This window comes from Arthrospira sp. PCC 9901 (assembly GCF_059013425.1).
Map to the genome: position 1 here is coordinate 2,155,001 of NZ_CP102296.1, position 17,396 is coordinate 2,172,396.

15 protein-coding genes, 1 rRNA gene and 1 pseudogene (1 of these 17 cut by a window edge) are annotated in these 17,396 nt (G+C 45.3%); 13 read left to right on the forward strand and 4 right to left on the reverse strand.

Annotated features, from left to right (window positions below):
- The 5 genes from NLZ44_RS09390 to NLZ44_RS09410 form a co-directional block, all read left to right on the forward strand.
- Positions 1–2,814: ribosomal RNA gene (locus tag NLZ44_RS09390) — 23S ribosomal RNA — on the forward strand (it extends 70 nt beyond the left edge of the window).
- A gap of 125 nt (positions 2,815–2,939) precedes the next feature.
- Positions 2,940–3,491 carry an RDD family protein gene (locus NLZ44_RS09395; protein WP_493752600.1) on the forward strand — a complete coding sequence of 184 codons (552 nt, stop codon included), beginning with the start codon at positions 2,940–2,942 and terminating at the stop codon, positions 3,489–3,491.
- A gap of 37 nt (positions 3,492–3,528) precedes the next feature.
- A complete protein-coding gene (gene rpmG / locus NLZ44_RS09400; RefSeq protein ID WP_006616669.1) occupies positions 3,529–3,717 on the forward strand; it encodes a 50S ribosomal protein L33 in 189 nt (62 codons plus the stop codon).
- A gap of 79 nt (positions 3,718–3,796) precedes the next feature.
- A complete protein-coding gene (rpsR, locus tag NLZ44_RS09405; protein WP_006616668.1) occupies positions 3,797–4,012 on the forward strand; it encodes a 30S ribosomal protein S18 in 216 nt (71 codons plus the stop codon).
- An 8-nt stretch (positions 4,013–4,020) separates the two neighbouring features.
- On the forward strand, positions 4,021–6,039 hold the full coding sequence (locus NLZ44_RS09410) for a ribonuclease catalytic domain-containing protein (protein WP_493752601.1): 2,019 nt from the start codon (positions 4,021–4,023) through the stop codon (positions 6,037–6,039).
- A gap of 53 nt (positions 6,040–6,092) precedes the next feature.
- Here the strand turns inward: NLZ44_RS09410 and NLZ44_RS09415 are convergent, their stop codons facing one another.
- Positions 6,093–7,019: a metal ABC transporter solute-binding protein, Zn/Mn family gene (locus NLZ44_RS09415; protein ID WP_493752602.1), complete on the reverse strand. Its 927-nt coding sequence runs from the start codon at positions 7,017–7,019 to the stop codon at positions 6,093–6,095.
- 96 nt (positions 7,020–7,115) lie between these two features.
- Here NLZ44_RS09415 and NLZ44_RS09420 point away from each other — a divergent pair, with 96 nt between their 5' ends.
- Together NLZ44_RS09420 and NLZ44_RS09425 are read left to right on the forward strand one after the other, a co-directional pair.
- On the forward strand, positions 7,116–7,901 hold the full coding sequence (locus NLZ44_RS09420) for a metal ABC transporter ATP-binding protein (RefSeq protein WP_493752603.1): 786 nt from the start codon (positions 7,116–7,118) through the stop codon (positions 7,899–7,901).
- A 103-nt stretch (positions 7,902–8,004) separates the two neighbouring features.
- A complete protein-coding gene (locus NLZ44_RS09425; protein WP_493752604.1) occupies positions 8,005–8,901 on the forward strand; it encodes a metal ABC transporter permease in 897 nt (298 codons plus the stop codon).
- Here the strand turns inward: NLZ44_RS09425 and NLZ44_RS09430 are convergent.
- Positions 8,891–9,508, reverse strand: a complete 618-nt coding sequence (locus NLZ44_RS09430) for a GNAT family N-acetyltransferase (protein ID WP_493752605.1) — start codon at positions 9,506–9,508, stop codon at positions 8,891–8,893. The two genes, NLZ44_RS09425 and NLZ44_RS09430, sit on opposite strands and share 11 nt — an antisense overlap.
- A gap of 271 nt (positions 9,509–9,779) precedes the next feature.
- Here NLZ44_RS09430 and NLZ44_RS09435 point away from each other — a divergent pair, with 271 nt between their 5' ends.
- The 6 genes from NLZ44_RS09435 (at position 9,780) to NLZ44_RS09460 (ending at position 16,336) form a co-directional block, all read left to right on the forward strand.
- The gene (locus NLZ44_RS09435; protein WP_493752606.1) at positions 9,780–11,207 is read left to right on the forward strand and encodes an NAD(P)/FAD-dependent oxidoreductase; all 1,428 of its coding nucleotides are present in this window, start codon (positions 9,780–9,782) and stop codon (positions 11,205–11,207) included.
- Between the two features lie 149 nt (positions 11,208–11,356).
- Entirely contained in the window at positions 11,357–12,622 is a 1,266-nt protein-coding gene (locus tag NLZ44_RS09440) for an NAD(P)/FAD-dependent oxidoreductase (RefSeq protein ID WP_006621540.1), read from the forward strand.
- Between the two features lie 29 nt (positions 12,623–12,651).
- The gene (locus NLZ44_RS09445) at positions 12,652–13,053 is read left to right on the forward strand and encodes a DUF1667 domain-containing protein (RefSeq protein ID WP_008057100.1); all 402 of its coding nucleotides are present in this window, start codon (positions 12,652–12,654) and stop codon (positions 13,051–13,053) included.
- A gap of 228 nt (positions 13,054–13,281) precedes the next feature.
- Positions 13,282–13,653 (forward strand): response regulator, encoded by a 372-nt coding sequence (locus tag NLZ44_RS09450; RefSeq protein ID WP_006670822.1) that lies wholly within the window; start codon positions 13,282–13,284, stop codon positions 13,651–13,653.
- A 12-nt stretch (positions 13,654–13,665) separates the two neighbouring features.
- Complete coding sequence (locus NLZ44_RS09455) at positions 13,666–14,301, forward strand: chemotaxis protein CheC (protein ID WP_111893143.1); 636 nt, start codon at positions 13,666–13,668, stop codon at positions 14,299–14,301.
- Between the two features lie 37 nt (positions 14,302–14,338).
- On the forward strand, positions 14,339–16,336 hold the full coding sequence (locus NLZ44_RS09460) for a PAS domain-containing hybrid sensor histidine kinase/response regulator (RefSeq protein ID WP_493752607.1): 1,998 nt from the start codon (positions 14,339–14,341) through the stop codon (positions 16,334–16,336).
- 95 nt (positions 16,337–16,431) lie between these two features.
- On the opposite strand, the gene NLZ44_RS09465 is transcribed toward NLZ44_RS09460, so the two are convergent.
- Positions 16,432–16,986, reverse strand: coding sequence for an Npun_F5560 family protein (locus tag NLZ44_RS09465; protein WP_006621535.1), 555 nt, complete (start codon positions 16,984–16,986; stop codon positions 16,432–16,434).
- A gap of 166 nt (positions 16,987–17,152) precedes the next feature.
- Positions 17,153–17,346, reverse strand: a pseudogene (locus tag NLZ44_RS09470) (hypothetical protein); the annotation flags it as partial.
- Between the last annotated feature and the right edge of the window lie 50 nt (positions 17,347–17,396).

Consider the following 17,396-nt stretch of genomic DNA (forward strand, 5'->3'; position numbering starts at 1 on the left):
AAAGGCTTCGGGGAGCTGGAAGCAAGCTTTGAGCCGAAGATGTCCGAATGGGGCAACCCAGAAACAGCTCGCTGAATCCATAGGCGAGTATGAGCGAACCCGGTGAACTGAAACATCTTAGTAGCCGGAGGAAGAGAAAGCAATAGCGATTTCCCAAGTAGTGGTGAGCGAACGGGAAACAGCCTAAACCAATGGGATTTCCCGTTGGGGTTGTGGGACAGTCATCAGAGACCGCCGAGGCTAGACGAAGCAGTTGAATACTGCACCAGAGAAGGTGAAAGTCCTGTAGTCGAAAGCCAAAACGGCTCGACTGTATCCCGAGTAGCACGGAGCCCGTGAAATTCCGTGTGAATCCGCCTCGACCACGAGGTAAGGCTAAATACTCCTGTGTGACCGATAGAGAACCAGTACCGTGAGGGAAAGGTGAAAAGAACCCCGGAAGGGGAGTGAAATAGAACCTGAAACCGTTAGCCTACAAGCAGTGGGAGGACGATTTAACGTCTGACCGCGTGCCTGTTGAAGCATGAGCCGGCGAGTTACAAGTTATGGCAGGTTAAGACCCAATAGGTTGAAGCCCAAGCGAAAGCGAGTCTGAATAGGGCGTTACGTCATGATTTGTAGACCCGAACCCGGGTGATCTAACCATGTCCAGGATGAAGCTTGGGTAAAACCAAGTGGAGGTCCGAACCGACCGATGTTGAAAAATCGGCGGATGAGGTGTGGTTAGGGGTGAAATGCCAATCGAACCCGGAGCTAGCTGGTTCTCCCCGAAATGCGTTGAGGCGCAGCGGTTGAGGTTTAAACCTGGGGGTAAAGCACTGTTTCGGTGCGGGCTGCGAGAGCGGTACCAAATCGAGACAAACTCTGAATACCAGGGGTACACTCAACCAGTGAGACGGTGGGGGATAAGCTTCATCGTCAAGAGGGAAACAGCCCAGACCACCAGCTAAGGTCCCCAAATCACTACTAAGTGATAAAGGAGGTGGGAGTGCCCAGACAACCAGGAGGTTTGCCTAGAAGCAGCCATCCTTAAAAGAGTGCGTAATAGCTCACTGGTCAAGCGCTCCTGCGCCGAAAATGAACGGGGCTAAGTAGTGTACCGAAGCTGTGGAATAGGCAACTATTGGTAGGGGAGCGTTCTGTAGTAGTGTGAAGCACTAGCGGCAAGCAGGTGTGGACGAATCAGAAGTGAGAATGTCGGCTTAAGTAGCGAAAATGTGGGTGAGAATCCCACACCCCGAAACCCTAAGGGTTCCTCCGGACGGCTCGTCCGCGGAGGGTTAGTCAGGACCTAAGGCGAGGCTGAAAAGCGTAGTCGATGGACAACGGGTTAACATTCCCGTACCGTTTGCAGTTGATGAAGGGGGACGAAGTAGGTGTTCGTCATCCGGATGTTGGTTACCGGTGCAAGTGTTCGAGGTGTTGAGGTCTGGTGAAAACAGACTGAGCTGAGGCACGAGTCCGACCCGCTACGGCGGGGAAGTGATAGTCATCAGGCTTCCTAGAAAAGCCCTATACATCTTAAACTGTAAATGCCTGTACCCGAAACCGACACAGGTGGGGTGGTTGAGAATACTAAGGGGCGCGAGATAACTCTCTCTAAGGAACTCGGCAAAATGGCTCCGTAACTTCGGGAGAAGGAGTGCCTGCCGAAAGGTAGGTGGCACTGAAGAGGCTCAGGCGACTGTTTACCAAAAACACAGGTCTCCGCTAAGTCGCAAGACGATGTATGGGGGCTGACGCCTGCCCAGTGCCGGAAGGTTAAGGAAGTCGGTTAGGAGTAATCTGAAGCTGATGACCGAAGCCCCGGTGAACGGCGGCCGTAACTATAACGGTCCTAAGGTAGCGAAATTCCTTGTCGGGTAAGTTCCGACCCGCACGAAAGGCGTAACGATCTGGGCGCTGTCTCGGAGAGAGACTCGGCGAAATAGAATTGTCTGTGAAGATACGGACTACCTGCACCCGGACAGAAAGACCCTATGAAGCTTTACTGTAGCCTGGAATTGGGTTCGGGCTTCGCTTGCGCAGGATAGGTGGGAGGCTGTGAAGAATTCCTTGTGGGGGATTCTGAGCCATCGGTGAGATACCACTCTGGCGAGGCTAGAATTCTAACCTTTTCCCGTTATCCGGGAAAGAGACAGTTTCAGGGGGGCAGTTTGACTGGGGCGGTCGCCTCCTAAATGGTAACGGAGGCGCGCAAGGGTTCCCTCAGGCTGGTTGGAAATCAGCCGTAGAGTGCAAAGGCATAAGGGAGCTTGACTGCGAGACCTACAAGTCGAGCAGGGACGAAAGTCGGCCTTAGTGATCCGGCGGTGCTGCGTGGAAGGGCCGTCGCTCAACGGATAAAAGTTACTCTAGGGATAACAGGCTGATCTCCCCCAAGAGTTCACATCGACGGGGAGGTTTGGCGACCTCGATGTCGGCTCATCGCAACCTGGGGCTGGAGTAGGTCCCAAGGGTTTGGCTGTTCGCCAATTAAAGCGGTACGCGAGCTGGGTTCAGAACGTCGTGAGACAGTTCGGTCCCTATCCGGTGCGGGCGTAGGAGAATTGAGAGGAGCCGTCCCTAGTACGAGAGGACCGGGGAGGACGCACCGCTGGTGTACCTGTTGTCGTGCCAACGGTAAACGCAGGGTAGCCATGTGCGGAGCGGATAACCGCTGAAAGCATCTAAGTGGGAAGCCCACCTCAAGATGAGTGCTCTCACTGGGTTAGCCAGGTAAGGTCACGGGAAGATTACCCGTTAATAGATGTCAGGTGGAAGTCCAGTAATGGATGTAGCCGAGGCACACTAACAGACCGAGGGCTTGACCTCTTTTACACTCGCTTTTTCTCTATGCAGCCTTTAGGGTTTGGTTTCTACACTACAATTTAATATGATGACTCTGCCTCTTTCTTCATTTGATTGAGGCTTTGTCTTTTGATAATCTGGTATTCACCATGAGTTCTGAAAGGTCTGAGTTATCGGAGTTAGTAGCCCCGGCTTTTCCAAGGGTTCCAACTTGGTGTCGGGCGATCGCATTAGGGATTGACGGATTTCTAGTGTTGTTGATTACTGGTTTATTAGGGCTTAGTGGCTTAGTCGGATTTTTGATATTTATGCTGCTTTGGATAGCCTCACGGGTGTTTGTCGTTTATCGAAACTACGGACAGAGCTTGGGGCGCTGGGCTTTGAATATGAGGGTAATTGATACACGATTCCACCGAACACCGCAATTGCTAGAATTATCTAAGCGCGAGGGGGTCCTAGGGTTTTTTGTATTCTTGGCCCTAAATGGATTAGGCAGTCTGGCTTCAGGCCATGCTGGAGTTGTGTTATTATTAGTTCCCCTGATCGCTGATGGTGGGACGGTGCTGTTTGATCTGACTCAATATCCGCAAACTTTTCACGATCGCCTGGGCGAAACCATCGTTATTGGTGTTCAGCGAGGCTATTCTCTGGATATTAGAGTCAAAAATTGGATTGACAAAATGCAGCAATACCTGAAATAATAGATGATTGTGCTTTATTAAGAAATCTTTTAGGATTATGGCTAAAGGTGTTCGCATTGTAATCACGCTGGAATGCACTGAGTGTCGCACCAATACCGATAAGCGTTCTAAGGGTGTGTCACGGTATACAACGACCAAAAACCGTCGGAATACAACTGGCAGAATGGAACTCAAGAAATTCTGCACCCACTGTAACAAACATACGGTTCACAAAGAAATCAAATAGTGCTTTCAGATGACTGGTGGGAGAGTAGTCATCCCCATCGACATAGAATCATCCATTAAACCAACAGGAGTCAAAGCCCATGAGCTATTTCCGTCGCCAAGTTTCGCCCATTGATCCCAAAACCCCCATTGATTATAAAAACATCGAGTTGTTGAAAAAGTTTATGACCGAACGGGGCAAAATTCTACCCCGCCGCATTACCGGTTTAACCTGTAAACAACAACGAGACCTGACAAAAGCGATCAAACGGGCTAGAATTTTAGCCATGCTGCCCTTTGTCAATAAAGAAGGCTGATTGAATTGGTGGAAAAGGGAACCTTAGTTGAATTCCGTATACATGGGGAGCGCCGTCTCGCTGTGGTAGCTCGCCCTGAAGGAAAAAAGCACTGGATCTTAGTTGATGACCAGGGAAATTCCCATACCGTTCATCCCAGACAAATTACCTATGAGGTAGGGGGAACGACTTATCGTCCTGCTGATATTCCCTCTTTTTATGAAGAAATACAACCCTATCTAGATCCAGCTAGTTTAGAGATAGCCTGGGAGATTTTGATTGAAGAGGGGGAAACAGTAGACCCCAAAGGAATGGCATTGTTGCTATTTTCGGAGGAAACTCCAGCCCAGTGTTATGCCAGCCACCTGTTGCTATGCAATGATAAACTCTACTTTAAACAGAAGGGCGATCGCTATGAACCTCGCCCTCCCAACCAGGTAGCAGAAATCAAACATCAACAGGAAGTTGAACAGCAACGGGAACAGGAAACCCAACTGTTTTGGCAGCGAGTTGAACAATGTCTAGCGGGAGAGGTGGTAGAATGGCAGGGGAGCGATCGCACTCGCCTTGATGCTTTAGAACGTTTTGCTCTTTACGGGGAGGAAGCATCCCATACCGGACCCGCCTTAGAAACCCTAAGCAGTCTTAATCGCCCTCAAACTCCCAGTGCCTCTTTTCAATTGTTGGTAGACTTGGGGATATGGAGTCTGCATGAGAATCTTTCCCTATGGCGCAGTCAGATCCCAACCCAGTTTCCCGCAAAGGTGCTAGACGTGGCTCAATATTATTTGCAATCTCCCCAACCTGACCCGGATCAAGGTCATCGGTTTGATCTAACTCATCTGAAGGTCTACACCATTGACGACGAAAGCACCCGCGAAATTGATGATGGAGTTAGCCTAGAATTCCTGGAAGACGGAACCCAAAAAATTTGGATTCACATTGCTGACCCTACTCGTCTAATTACACCGGGAGATGAACTAGACCTAGAAGCGCGGCGCAGGACGACCAGCGTTTACCTACCGACGGGGATGATTCCCATGTTCCCCCCAGAACTAGCCACGGGGCCGATGAGTTTGGTACAGGGTAAAATTTGCTGTGCCTTGAGCTTCGGGGTAGTGCTGAATGAGGATGGCAGCCTGAAGGATTATAGCATTCATACGAGCATCATCAAACCTACCTACCGCCTCACCTATGATGATGTGGATGAGATGCTGCACTTAGGTATCAAGGCTGAACCAGAAATCGAGATTTTAGGACAGTTAGCCAAACGTCGCCAACAATGGCGTTCCTCCCAAGGGGCTATTAGTATTTATATGCCAGAATCGATGATCAAGGTGGAGGGGGATGAGGTAATTGTTAAACTCCTTGATGATTCTCTGTCTCGCCAAATGGTGGCAGAAATGATGATTTTGACTGGGGAGGTAGCGGCTCGCTATGGTCAGGAGCATAATTTAGCATTACCCTATCGCAGCCAGCCTCAACCGGAACTACCCCCAGAAGAGGAGCTGCTGCAACTACCAGCCGGAGCGGTCAGAGCCTGTGCATTGCGTCGTTATATGCCTCGCAGTGAGGTTAGCTTAACTCCGGCTCGCCATGCAAGTTTAGCCTTGGAAACTTATACGCAGGTGACTTCCCCCATTAGGCGTTATAGCGATCTCTTGGCTCACTTCCAGATTAAGGCTCATTTGCGGGGAGATGATCCACCTTTTTCGGTGGAACAAATGCAGGAAATGGTGATGAGTCTCGGTCCGGCGGTGAAAGAAGCCTCGAAGGTGGAACGGGAGACTAACCGCTATTGGAGTTTGGAATATTTGCGTCGTCAAACTGATGAGGTCTGGGAAGCTATTTTGCTGCGGTGGTTGCGCGAGGATAGTAATTTAGGTTTGGTGATGCTGGAGGAATTAGGGTTAGAGTTACCAATGCGGTTTAACCGTGATATAGAACTTGGCGATCGCTTTGAGGTCAAAGTGACCCATTCTGACCCACGCCAAGACGTGATTCAATTCCAGGAAATTATTGGCCCAGCCACGGAACCAGCGGTTTAGGAGAATAGCGACCAGCAGCAGGTGAGGGCGGGTTATAAACCTGCCCTAATAAATTAGTTTTCGCCGAGGGCTTCTACGATCGCCCTAGTATTGGCTTCCATCATTCTAACATAACTATCCCCTTCCGAACCAGGTGCGCCAATAGAATCTGAATATAATTCTTGGGGGGCTAATTCCACCCCTGCTTCTTCCGCAACCGCCCTAATTAATTGGGGATTAAGTGTAGTTTCCGCAAAAATAGCAGGGACTCCTAGGCGGCGGATTTCCTCTGCTAAATTCCGCACAGTTTGGGCGCTAGGTTGTTCTTCGGTGCTGATACCTATTAAGGTTCCGGGTACAGTTAAACCATAGGCGGCGGCGTAATATTGAAAAGCATCATGGGTGGTGACCAGATAACGGCGATCGCTGGGAATTGTGGCAATTTGTTCACCAATCCAAATATGGAGTTTTTCCAACTCCTCAATAAGCTGTTCCGCATTATCTATAAATATCTGCCGATCATCTGGGGATAGTGCTATTAATTCATCCCGAATTACCTCAACCATGACGATCGCATTTTCCACATTTCCCCACACATGGGGATCCGGTTCTACCTCTCCATTTTCTTCAATAGTTAAGGGAGTGATAAACTCAGCAACTGCCACTCTTATGGCCCTTTCTCCCACCGCTTCAATTAACCTAATTAAACCTGGTTCCAAATTATGACCATTATACAGAATTAGGTCAGCGTTTTCTAAGGCTATACTATCCTGGGGGACAGGTTCATAAATATGAGGATCTACCCCCGGCTGTAAAAGACTGGTATGTTGAATTTGGTCAGAGGCGATCGCTTCAGTTAAATCGGCAATAATAGTCGTAGTAGATACCACTTTCGGCATTTCATCCCCAGTAGAAACCACCGACGGCGACTGACAACCCCCCAGCAACAACCCACACAACAACCCAACTACACCTAACCCCTTAGCCATTGGTCTAGCCATTTGTACTTACTCCTTTTCATTTTGTTTTCATAAATTATTTCATATTCCCTTCATTTTTGTGCTATTCTTGACATAAAGCGATCGCAAATCATAGTTATGGATACTCTCAAAATTGCCCACAACTCCTTTATTAAGCAGGTTTCAGCCGATATGAGTATTATCATCAGTAACCTGGGGGTACAGTACCGAGGGATTGAAGCACTGCGGGACATTAATCTACAGGTGAACCCAGGACGGCTAACCGGAATTATTGGACCCAATGGTGCGGGTAAGAGTACCTTGTTAAAAGCTATTTTGGGGCTGATTCCTGCCACAGGAAGCCCTGCCATTTTCGGTGAACGTCCCCTGAGTCAACAACGCCACCGCGTCGCCTACGTCCCCCAGCGATCGCAGATAGACTGGACCTATCCCGCCACAGTTGGGGATGTAGTAATGATGGGAAGAGTCCGCCAAACTGGTTGGTTTAGAGGCTTTTCGGGAGTCAGTCGTCGCTTGGCTACCCAAGCCTTACAGCGGGTAGGAATGGAAAGCTATAGTGCGCGTCCTATTGGTCAACTTTCAGGAGGTCAACAGCAACGGGTTTTCTTAGCTAGATCTTTAGCGCAGCAGGCGGAAGTTTTCTGCTTTGATGAACCCTTTGCAGGTATTGATCAAAAAACTGAAAATGTGATTTTTAGCATTTTTAGGGAGTTAGCAGCTTCCGGTAAAATTGTGTTAGTAGTTAATCACGACTTAGGTAAATCCATTACCAATTTTGATGACTTAATTCTGCTAAACAAAGAACTAATCGCCGCCGGAACTAGGGAAGCTGTCTTAACTCAGGAAAATCTTGATCATGCTTATGGTGGTAGGGTCATGTTTTTCTCAGACAATGCAGCTTAATGGCGTTGGAGAATTATATATTTAAGGCGAGAAACCCGGTTTTTTTACCTGTATATCCATCGACAAAAATCCGGGTTATGAAGATATAAGAGACAGTATCAACATGATAGTTTGGGAAATATTAATAGAACCTTTGCAATATGGTTTTATGCAGCGATCGCTCACTATTGCTATATTGGTGGGGTTAATTTGTGCCGTGGTTGGTAGTTATTTAATGGTGCAGCGGCTGGCTTTATTAGGGGATGCCATCAGCCATTCCGTTTTACCTGGATTAGCGATCGCCTTTATTTTAGGGTTTAATATTTTTGTAGGTGCGTTTATCGCTGGGGTATCCAGTACAGTATTAATCGAAATAATCCGCACCCACTCCAAAATCAAAGAAGACGCAGCCATGGGGATTGTTTTTTCCGGCTTTTTTGCTTTGGGGATTACTCTAATTACCATCATTCAAAAAGACAATAAAATCGACTTAAATCATTTTCTCTTTGGCAATATATTGGGAGTTACAGCCTCCGATGTCCGGGATACAATGATTATTGCTGCTATTGTCTTATTGGTCGTGTTCCTCATTTATAAAGAATTATTGTTCTATACCTTTGACCCCCAGGGCGCGGAGGCGGCTGGCTTACCTGTGAACCTGTTAAATTTAGGGTTAATGATGTTAATTTCCTTAACTATTGTCGCCAGTCTCAAAGCTGTAGGAGTCATCTTAGTTTTATCCTTATTAATTACACCATCAGCCACGGCTTATTTATTGGTTAATCGTCTGCATAATGTGATGATTTTAGGCGTGTTAATTGGCGTGGGTTCTAGCATGAGTGGAATGTATCTGAGTTATTTCTATAACTTGCCTTCCGGTCCAGCCATTGTCTTGGTGGCTTCTGGTTTATTCCTAATGGCATTTTTATTTAGCCCTAGTGAAGGACTGCTAACCCACCCGGTTAAGATATCCAAAGAACCGCCACTTTTAAAGGAAATCAAAAATTTAATTAATCGTTAGGTAATTTCACTAAAATTAAACGGCTATCCTGGATTAATTCATTTTTAAAATTATAATACTCAACACTTTGGCTAATTGGTATCATTTTAAACCCCAACTTTTGATAAAACTCAGGTAAATAAGCATATTCAGGGTTAGCCGTAGTTCTCAATATATAACCTATGTGATCTGATAAATGACCAAATAAGGTTTTAAACAGTCCTGTGGCGATACCTTGCTGACGGTAATTAATGGCTACACCTAAATCAGCGACATAGTATAATTTATCAATGCTGAGTCCGGTTTGCTGAGTGAATAAATCAGAATTTAGATGAACTTTTTGGTTGTTCATATATCCCCAAGTCTCAAAAAATTCTAACTCTCCTATATTGGCGGTTTCAGCTAAGGGGAGTGCCGCCATAAATCCCATGGGGGTTGAGTCAGAATAAGCCAAGTATAAAACCCCGGATTCGATATATTTTTGAAAGTAAAAATTGACTTTTTCTGGGGTTACTTTTTCGTTAAAAGGGGGAGCAGAAAAACACTGATATACAGTAGTATAAAGACCTTGAGCCATGGCTGAGTTAAGTTCATTCCCAGAGTTAATTTGTGTAAAATTAATGCTCATTCAACTTGTCCATTGATGAATTTTGCCGGATTAATTATACCATAGTTGAATAATGGCGCTTAAAAATACTTAACCTAAATACGGATGACAAATCATCAATTTTTCCTTACACTGAAGATAGAGGATTCAGTTTACAGATCCATGCGATCGCGGCTGTAGCAGCCAGAAACTGATGTCCACCGCTTAACCAGATTGAGCAGTTTGATTGACTAACAATTTCAATTGATTAAACACTGTATGACCGACAAGCAAACACTAACAGGATAGGATCATGTTGTATGATGCAATCATTATCGGTGGTGGTGTAACCGGATGCACCATTGCGCGAGAATTGATGCGGTATGCGATTCGAGTCGCCCTAATTGAATCAGAAGCAGAAGTGGGTTTCGGAACCAGCAAAGCCAACAGCGGTATTATTCACGGTGGACATCACAGTTCCCCTAATACCCTGAAAGGTAGGCTAGAATGGGAAGGAAACCAAATGTGGGATACCATCTGCGCAGAATTAGGGTTTGGTTTTAAACGCATTGGAGAACTTACTGTCGCCTTCGCAGAAGACCAAATACCCACACTAGAAAAATTGCAAAAACAGGGGGAAGCTAAAGGAGTTCCCGGCTTAGAAATTTGGCAACAAGAACGCCTGCGAAAAGAAGAACCTCACCTAACATCAGAGGCGATCGCTGCTTTATATGCGCCGACAACTGGGGTAGTTAATCCCTACGAGGCTTGTTTTGCCTTAATTGAAAATGCCTGTATAAACGGCTTAAATCTCTTTACCAATTGTAAAGTTACAGCCATTAATCAAACCCCTGATCATCACTGGGTGATCCATACCCCCAGAGGGGAATTTAATACTCGTTTTGTCATTAATGCGGCTGGACTATATGCAGATGCGATCGCTGAATTTGCGGGAGTGCGTACCTTTACCATCAAACCCCGTAAAGGAGAGGAATATCTCCTCGATAAGCGATTAATTGGACTGGTCAAACGAGTAATTTTTCCCTGTCCTACTCCCGTTTCTAAAGGTATCTTAGTCATCCCCACCTATGACGGGACTTTAATGGTGGGTCCCACCGCCGAAATGGTGGACGATAAGACCGATTTAACCACCTCCCACGAAGGGGGAAAAAAAGTTTTTGATGCAGTTACCCAAACCGTCCCTGGAATTAGTCCTAGGGACTGTATAGCTGAATTTGCGGGACTCCGCGCCGTAGTAGACGGAGAAGATTTTATCATCGGGACTACGGCGAAACCTGGCTTTATTAACGTGGCGGGAATTCAATCACCAGGACTAACCGCAGCACCTGCGATCGCCACTATGGTTAGGGATATTTTACAACAAGAAGGCTTATCCTTAGCCCCCAAAGATAGCTTTATTACCTCAGTTACTAAACCCATTCATTTCGCCTCTCTTTCTACAGAAGCACAAATTGCACTGGTCAACCAAAACCCTAGCTATGGTCGAATTATCTGTCGGTGTGAGTTAATTTCCGAGGGTGAAATTCTCGATGCGATCAGCCGAGGCGCAAAAACATTAGATGGCATTAAATTCCGCACCCGCGCGGGAATGGGTCGCTGTCAGGGGGGATTTTGTACAGGACGCTGTATGCAACTTTTATCCCAGGAATATAACATTCCCATGACCGAAATTACCAAACGTGGCGGCGATACCTGGGTAGTGCGTGAACAGCATTCATAAATCCCCACTAATTAACACTGATTACAACCCATAGCCTATTGTGCCTAAAAATGGCGGGTTAATGTCGGTTACTTACTACCGACAAAAATGGACTATATAACCCGCCCCAAATTTAGTCTTTTTTTGTTGTTAGCCATGGAAAAATTATCATGATTACCGAGAGTATTAAGCACCTAAATAGCAACTATGATGTAGTAGTTGTTGGCGGCGGACCTGCTGGGATAGCGGCGGCGTTAGGCGCGAAAGAGTCTGGCGCTGAACGAATTTTAATTGTCGATCGCGAAAAGGAAGCGGGAGGCATTTTATTGCAATGTATTCACCCCGGTTTTGGACTCCAACACTTTAAAGAAGAATTGACCGGACCTGAATATGCTCAACGTTTTTTAGAACAAGCGATCGCCCAGGATATAGACATTATAGCAGATGCCTATATCTTAGATATAGATGGCGATCGGCGAGTTAAATTAATGTCTGGAAACCACGGAATGCACGTCATTTCCGCCAAAGCCACCGTCTTAGCCATGGGTGCGAGAGAAAGGACTCGTGGCGCTATTCGCACCCCCGGAACCCGCTGTTCAGGAGTCTTAACCGCCGGGTTAGCCCAAAGATTTGTAAATTTACTAGGATTTCTACCTGGAAATAAAGCCGTAATTCTGGGCTCTGGGGATATCGGATTAATTATGGCGAGACGGCTAACCTTGGAAGGGGTAGAAGTGGCGGGAGTATTTGAAATAATGCCCCACGCCAACGGATTAAACCGGAACATTGTGCAATGTTTACAGGACTTTAATATCCCCCTATATCTATCTACCACAGTAGTAGAAATTCATGGACGCGATCGCATTGAAGGAGTCACCGTCGCGCCAGTTAATGAACATCTACAACCCCTCGCCGACCAAAGCTGGTATGTTCCCTGCGACACCCTGTTATTATCGATTGGATTAATTCCCGAAAACGAACTATCTCGTCAATTACAACTGCGAATTGATCCGGTTACCAGTGGTCCAGTGGTTAGCAGCACCATGGAAACTTCTATGAATGGAGTTTTTGCTTGTGGTAATGTCGTCCACATTCATGATCTAGTTGATTTTGTCAGCCAAGAAGCCATTTTAGCTGGTCGAAATGCGGGATTATATGTAACTAAAAATCGCCCACCTACCGATAATATCCGTTTAATTCCTGGTGAAAATGTCGCCTATTGTGTACCTCAAACCATTTCGAGCGATCGGGATCATACCGTTTATATGCGAGTGCGTCGTCCTCTCAAGGAAAGCATTTTAAAACTTGGGGATATTTATGAGAAAAAACTCCGGTATGTATTCCCCGCCGAAATGGTCAACCTGAAAGTCAAACCCCGGTTTTTGCAGAACTTCCACGGAGAGGCTTTAACAATTGATATCCTCCCCCTTGAGTAAATCCCGCCAATTTTGAGGAGAAATAAGCCATGACTAAAACCACAGAAACCACCACAGAAACTACCATTTCTCATTATCTATGTATTGGTTGTCCTTTGGGATGTCGCCTAGAAGTTGAGGAAGAGAATAACCACATTGTCGAAGTGCGAGGCTTCACCTGTAAGCGAGGCGAGGAATATGCGAAACAGGAACACACCGAACCCCGTCGCATGGTGACAACTACAGTGCGAGTTAATAATGGTATTTGGGCAAAATTACCCGTAAAAACTACCGCAGCCATACCGAAAGAAAAAGTGATAGAATTATGTCAGCAATTGCGGCAAGTCAATGTCACCGCCCCGATTCATATCGGCGATACCATCTTATCTAATGTTCTTGATTTAGGTGTCGATGTGGTGGCATCACGAGATATGCCTACTGCCCCCAATTGATGGTCAAAATCGACTAAAATTGATTTATACAAGGTGTTTCGGCACCTTGTATAAGTTCTCGTATCATCTATTTTAGCAGATCACCTAGTAGTTAACTAGATTGTTAAAATTTGTACAAAAATTTTATAAAACCCATAGTTTCCTGTTACTATATATGTTGTAGGAGACTAAATATAGATCCTGTTTATACTCCACCGTAATCAACCGCAGGGCTTGGGAGACTTGGCAATGGCTAAAATTTTAATCGTTGATGATTCTAGTCTCTCCCGTAGGATTATGCGTGGTATCTTAGAAACAGATAAACACGAAGTCATTGAAGCCACAGGGGGACTAGCTGCGCTGGAACGCTACTTTATCGATAAACCAGACCTGGTTTTAATTGATCTGGCTATGCCAGATATGCAGGGGACAGAAGTTTTAGAAAAACTCATGGCAATGGATAACACAGCTAGGGTTATTATTGCCAGTGCTGATGCTCAGGAAATGACTCGCGCTGCAGTTCAAGCCGCTGGGGCTGTGGGCTACATTACCAAGCCTTTTATGGCTCAAAGTGTTCTCGACCAGGTAAATCAAGCTCTCATTACTATATCACAGTCCTAGGGAGGTGCTGCGATGATCCTGACCGAAAAGCAAAAAGATGCTCTAACTGAGTTAATTAATATTGGTTTTGCTCGCACTGCCAATTCTTTATCACAGCTAACGGGTCATCGCATTTTGCTTGATGTTCCTCAAGTTTCTATTCATCCTATTGAAGAATTAGCGGCTAAACTGGCGAGTTTTGTTAATGGTGAAATTGCCACAGTACAGCAGATTTTCACCGGGCCAGTGTCGGGAAATGCTCTATTATTATTAAACTATGAAGGGGCGGTAATGTTGTCCCGTTTAGTGTCCCCAGAGGGTAGCCCATCAAGCGATCGCCTTGACGTTCCCGCCGGAGAAGTGCTAACAGAAATTGGCAATATCCTACTTAACTCCTGTTTAAGTGTATTCGGAAATTTACTAGAAATTCAGATTTCCTTTTCGGTACCGCGCCTTTACCTAGAAGCCCTAGATGGACTGATTCATTCTCTGATTATTGGCAAGGAAGAAGTCAGCTATGCCATGGTAATGTATACCTCCTTTAAAATGCGTGAAGACTCCGTAAACGGCTATCTAGTGCTGGTATTGGGTGTAGTTTCCTTAGAGAAATTATTAGAGTTGATAGACAGTTGGGCAGATGAGGCTGTAGCGCCATCTCTGACTCGGTAATCCACCAATTACTATTAAAGATGGGATTTACCTAATTATGTTAGATCATAATATCCATCCTTCCCATAGTCAAGCCTTGTTAAAATGGCTCAATAACTTTGCCGAACAGGGGATTTTTACTACTAATAATAAATTAGAAGTTCTCAGTTGGAATCATTGGCTAGAAATCCACAGTGGTAGGTCAGCCCAAGATTTAATTGGGTGTCATTTATTCAGCCTTTATCCGGACATGAAAGAACGAGGAATCCATCGTTTTTATGAACAAGCTCTCCAAGGTCAAGTAGCTTTCCTGTCTCAGCGCCTCCATTCCTATCTCATTAATATTCCGGCAAATATTGGCAGTCATTCTTTATCCCCAATGCAACAAAGCGTCCGTATTGCTCCCTTAATTGAAGCCGGAGAAATTTGCGGAACTATTACAGTAATTGCCGATGTTACCGAACGGGTAATGCGAGAAACAGAACTGCAACAAAAAATCACTAAACTTGAGCAAACCGAAGCGAGATTAAGTTCTATTCAGATTCAACTTGAACATTTATTAGCATCGAGTCCGGCGATTATTTATACTTGTTATCCCACCGATGACTATCCCCCTAAATTTATCAGTGATAATCTCATAACTCAACTAGGATATCAACCTAGTGAATGGATTAATACCCTCAATTTTTGGAGCGATCGCATTCACCCTGATGACCGCCCCAAAATCCATCATCGTTGCTCACAAATTCTCAAATTAAATCACCTAACCACCGAATATCGTTTCCGCCATAAAAATGGCAGTTATCGTTGGTTACGAGACGAAATGAAGCTGGTGTGTGATGCCTCTGGTCACATTGAAGAAATAGTCGGTGTTCTCTCAGATATTACCGAAACCAAGAGACTAGAAATCCAACTACTGAGAGCGCAAAGACTGGAAAGTATTGGCACCCTAGCCAGTGGCATAGCCCATGACCTCAATAATATTTTAACACCGATTCTCGCCTCCGTGCAAATGTTTCAATTAGGACTTGACCAAGAAAAACAAAATAAAATGCTCAAGTTAATTGAAAATAACACCAAACGGGGAGCCAATTTAATTAAGCAAGTTCTTTCCTTCGCCAAAGGCTTTGAAGGGAAACTAGAGATTTTTCAAGTCAGACACTTAATTAGTGAAGTAGCAGATATTGCCAGGGAGACATTCCCCAAATCTATCAATGTTAGCACTAATGTTTCTAAGGAACTCTGGACAGTTTATGGCGACCCCACCCAACTACATCAAATCTTAATGAATCTCTGTGTCAACGCACGAGATGCCATGCCAGGCGGGGGGAATTTATCACTATCAGCTAGTAATGTTATTTTAAACCAAAAAGAAGCTCGTTTAAACCTTGATGCGAGGGAAGGTTGTTATGTAATGATTACCGTCTCTGATACGGGAACTGGCATTACCCAAGAAGTCTTAGACCGGATATTTGAACCGTTTTTTACTACCAAAGAATTTGCTAAAGGTAGTGGTTTAGGACTATCCACAGTCCTAGGTATAGTTAAGGGTCATAATGGCTTTATTGACGTTGACACTCAAATGGGTTTGGGAACTACTTTTAGAGTTTATATACCCGCCTCAGAGGAAACAGAAACTACGGCTGATGAGCATTTAGAATTAATGACAGGTCAGGGTCAACTAATTTTAGTGGTTGATGATGAAGAACCCATCCGAGAAATTACTAAAGCCAGTTTAGAGAGTTTTCAATATCAAGTTTTGGTGGCAAGTAATGGAGTTGAGGCGATTAAAATATACCGTCAATATTTAGATAAAATTGACTGTGTGGTTATCGATATTATGATGCCTGTTATGGGTGGTAAAACTACGATTAGGGATCTAAAATACCTTAACCCGAAAATTAAAATTGTCGGAATTAGCGGTTACTTTTCAGTAGATATAGCCAAAGATATAGCTGAGTTAGGAGTTGATATATTTTTATCAAAACCATTCACCACGCAGGAGTTATTAGAAGTGCTACAAAAATGCCTTAATTCTAGTCCCAACAAACCCTAGGCACTTGATTCATAAAAATAAAGGGGTTTGTTCTGCGATTATCCCTAGAACCGACCCCTAAGTTTTACGAGGTTTGACCCTGACTCAGGAAAAAATTATGCCTTCCCTAAACTAGGAAACTCGATTACAGTCTGAGTTCCTGGCTGAAAAGTTGGCAGATCTAAATTGCCGGGACGGCGACTCTTTTGAGCCAGACGGTAGGTAACACTTTGTAGTTCTGCGTGCAGTTGCCGATTTTCCCGTTGCAGTTTTTCCACCCTTTCCATGACCTCTTCGAGGCGTTCTGAAAACTTCTGGCGGTAGACTCCAGGTAATTCTTGAACTACCTGTTCCAGCATTCGAGAGCGATCGGTTAACTCCTGGACAGACTGTCTAAGTTGGTAAACTTCCAGATCCCGCTCATTGATCTGGTCTTGATAAAATTTAACCTGTTCCTCTACTTGCTGGAGCTGTTCCCGCAATGACTTCATCTGAGCCTGGTGTCGCTCGGCCATTTCTGGATCTGGCGCTAAATTAGCATTTCCCTTCACCAAACGGAATAATTCTTGAGATAACTGCTGCACCAGTTGATCTCGCATTTTTAACTCTTCACTCAGTCGAGCGACTTCTGCTGTGAGTTCCTGGGAGTTGGGATTATTTTTCTGGCTCATGATAACCAATGGCTCCTATAAACTTCCAATATGTCCCCTAAAATACTCCCAATTCCACCCAATCGGCAAGAGAGATACTCCAGGAGTATCACGCAGTCAGGAGTTGGCGACGGTCAGCGGTGCCAACTCCTGACCTTACTTGAGATTTACACCTGATACATTTACGCGACATTTTTCCGGTTCCGGATAATGCAACGATAGCACCATTACCTGTTAAGGTAATGGAGGCGGTATCCCGCAAAGCTTTTAGAAAGATGATCCAAAAGCACTGTTTAGCTTGGTAGTCTTAGACCTGATTTTTCCCTTCACCTTGGCAACCATGTTGGAAGTCTCGAAGATGAGCAAAAAAATTAGGCTGTGTTATGGGATGGTCAGGGATGCGACCCAATCAACCAAGGGGTTGAAGTCCT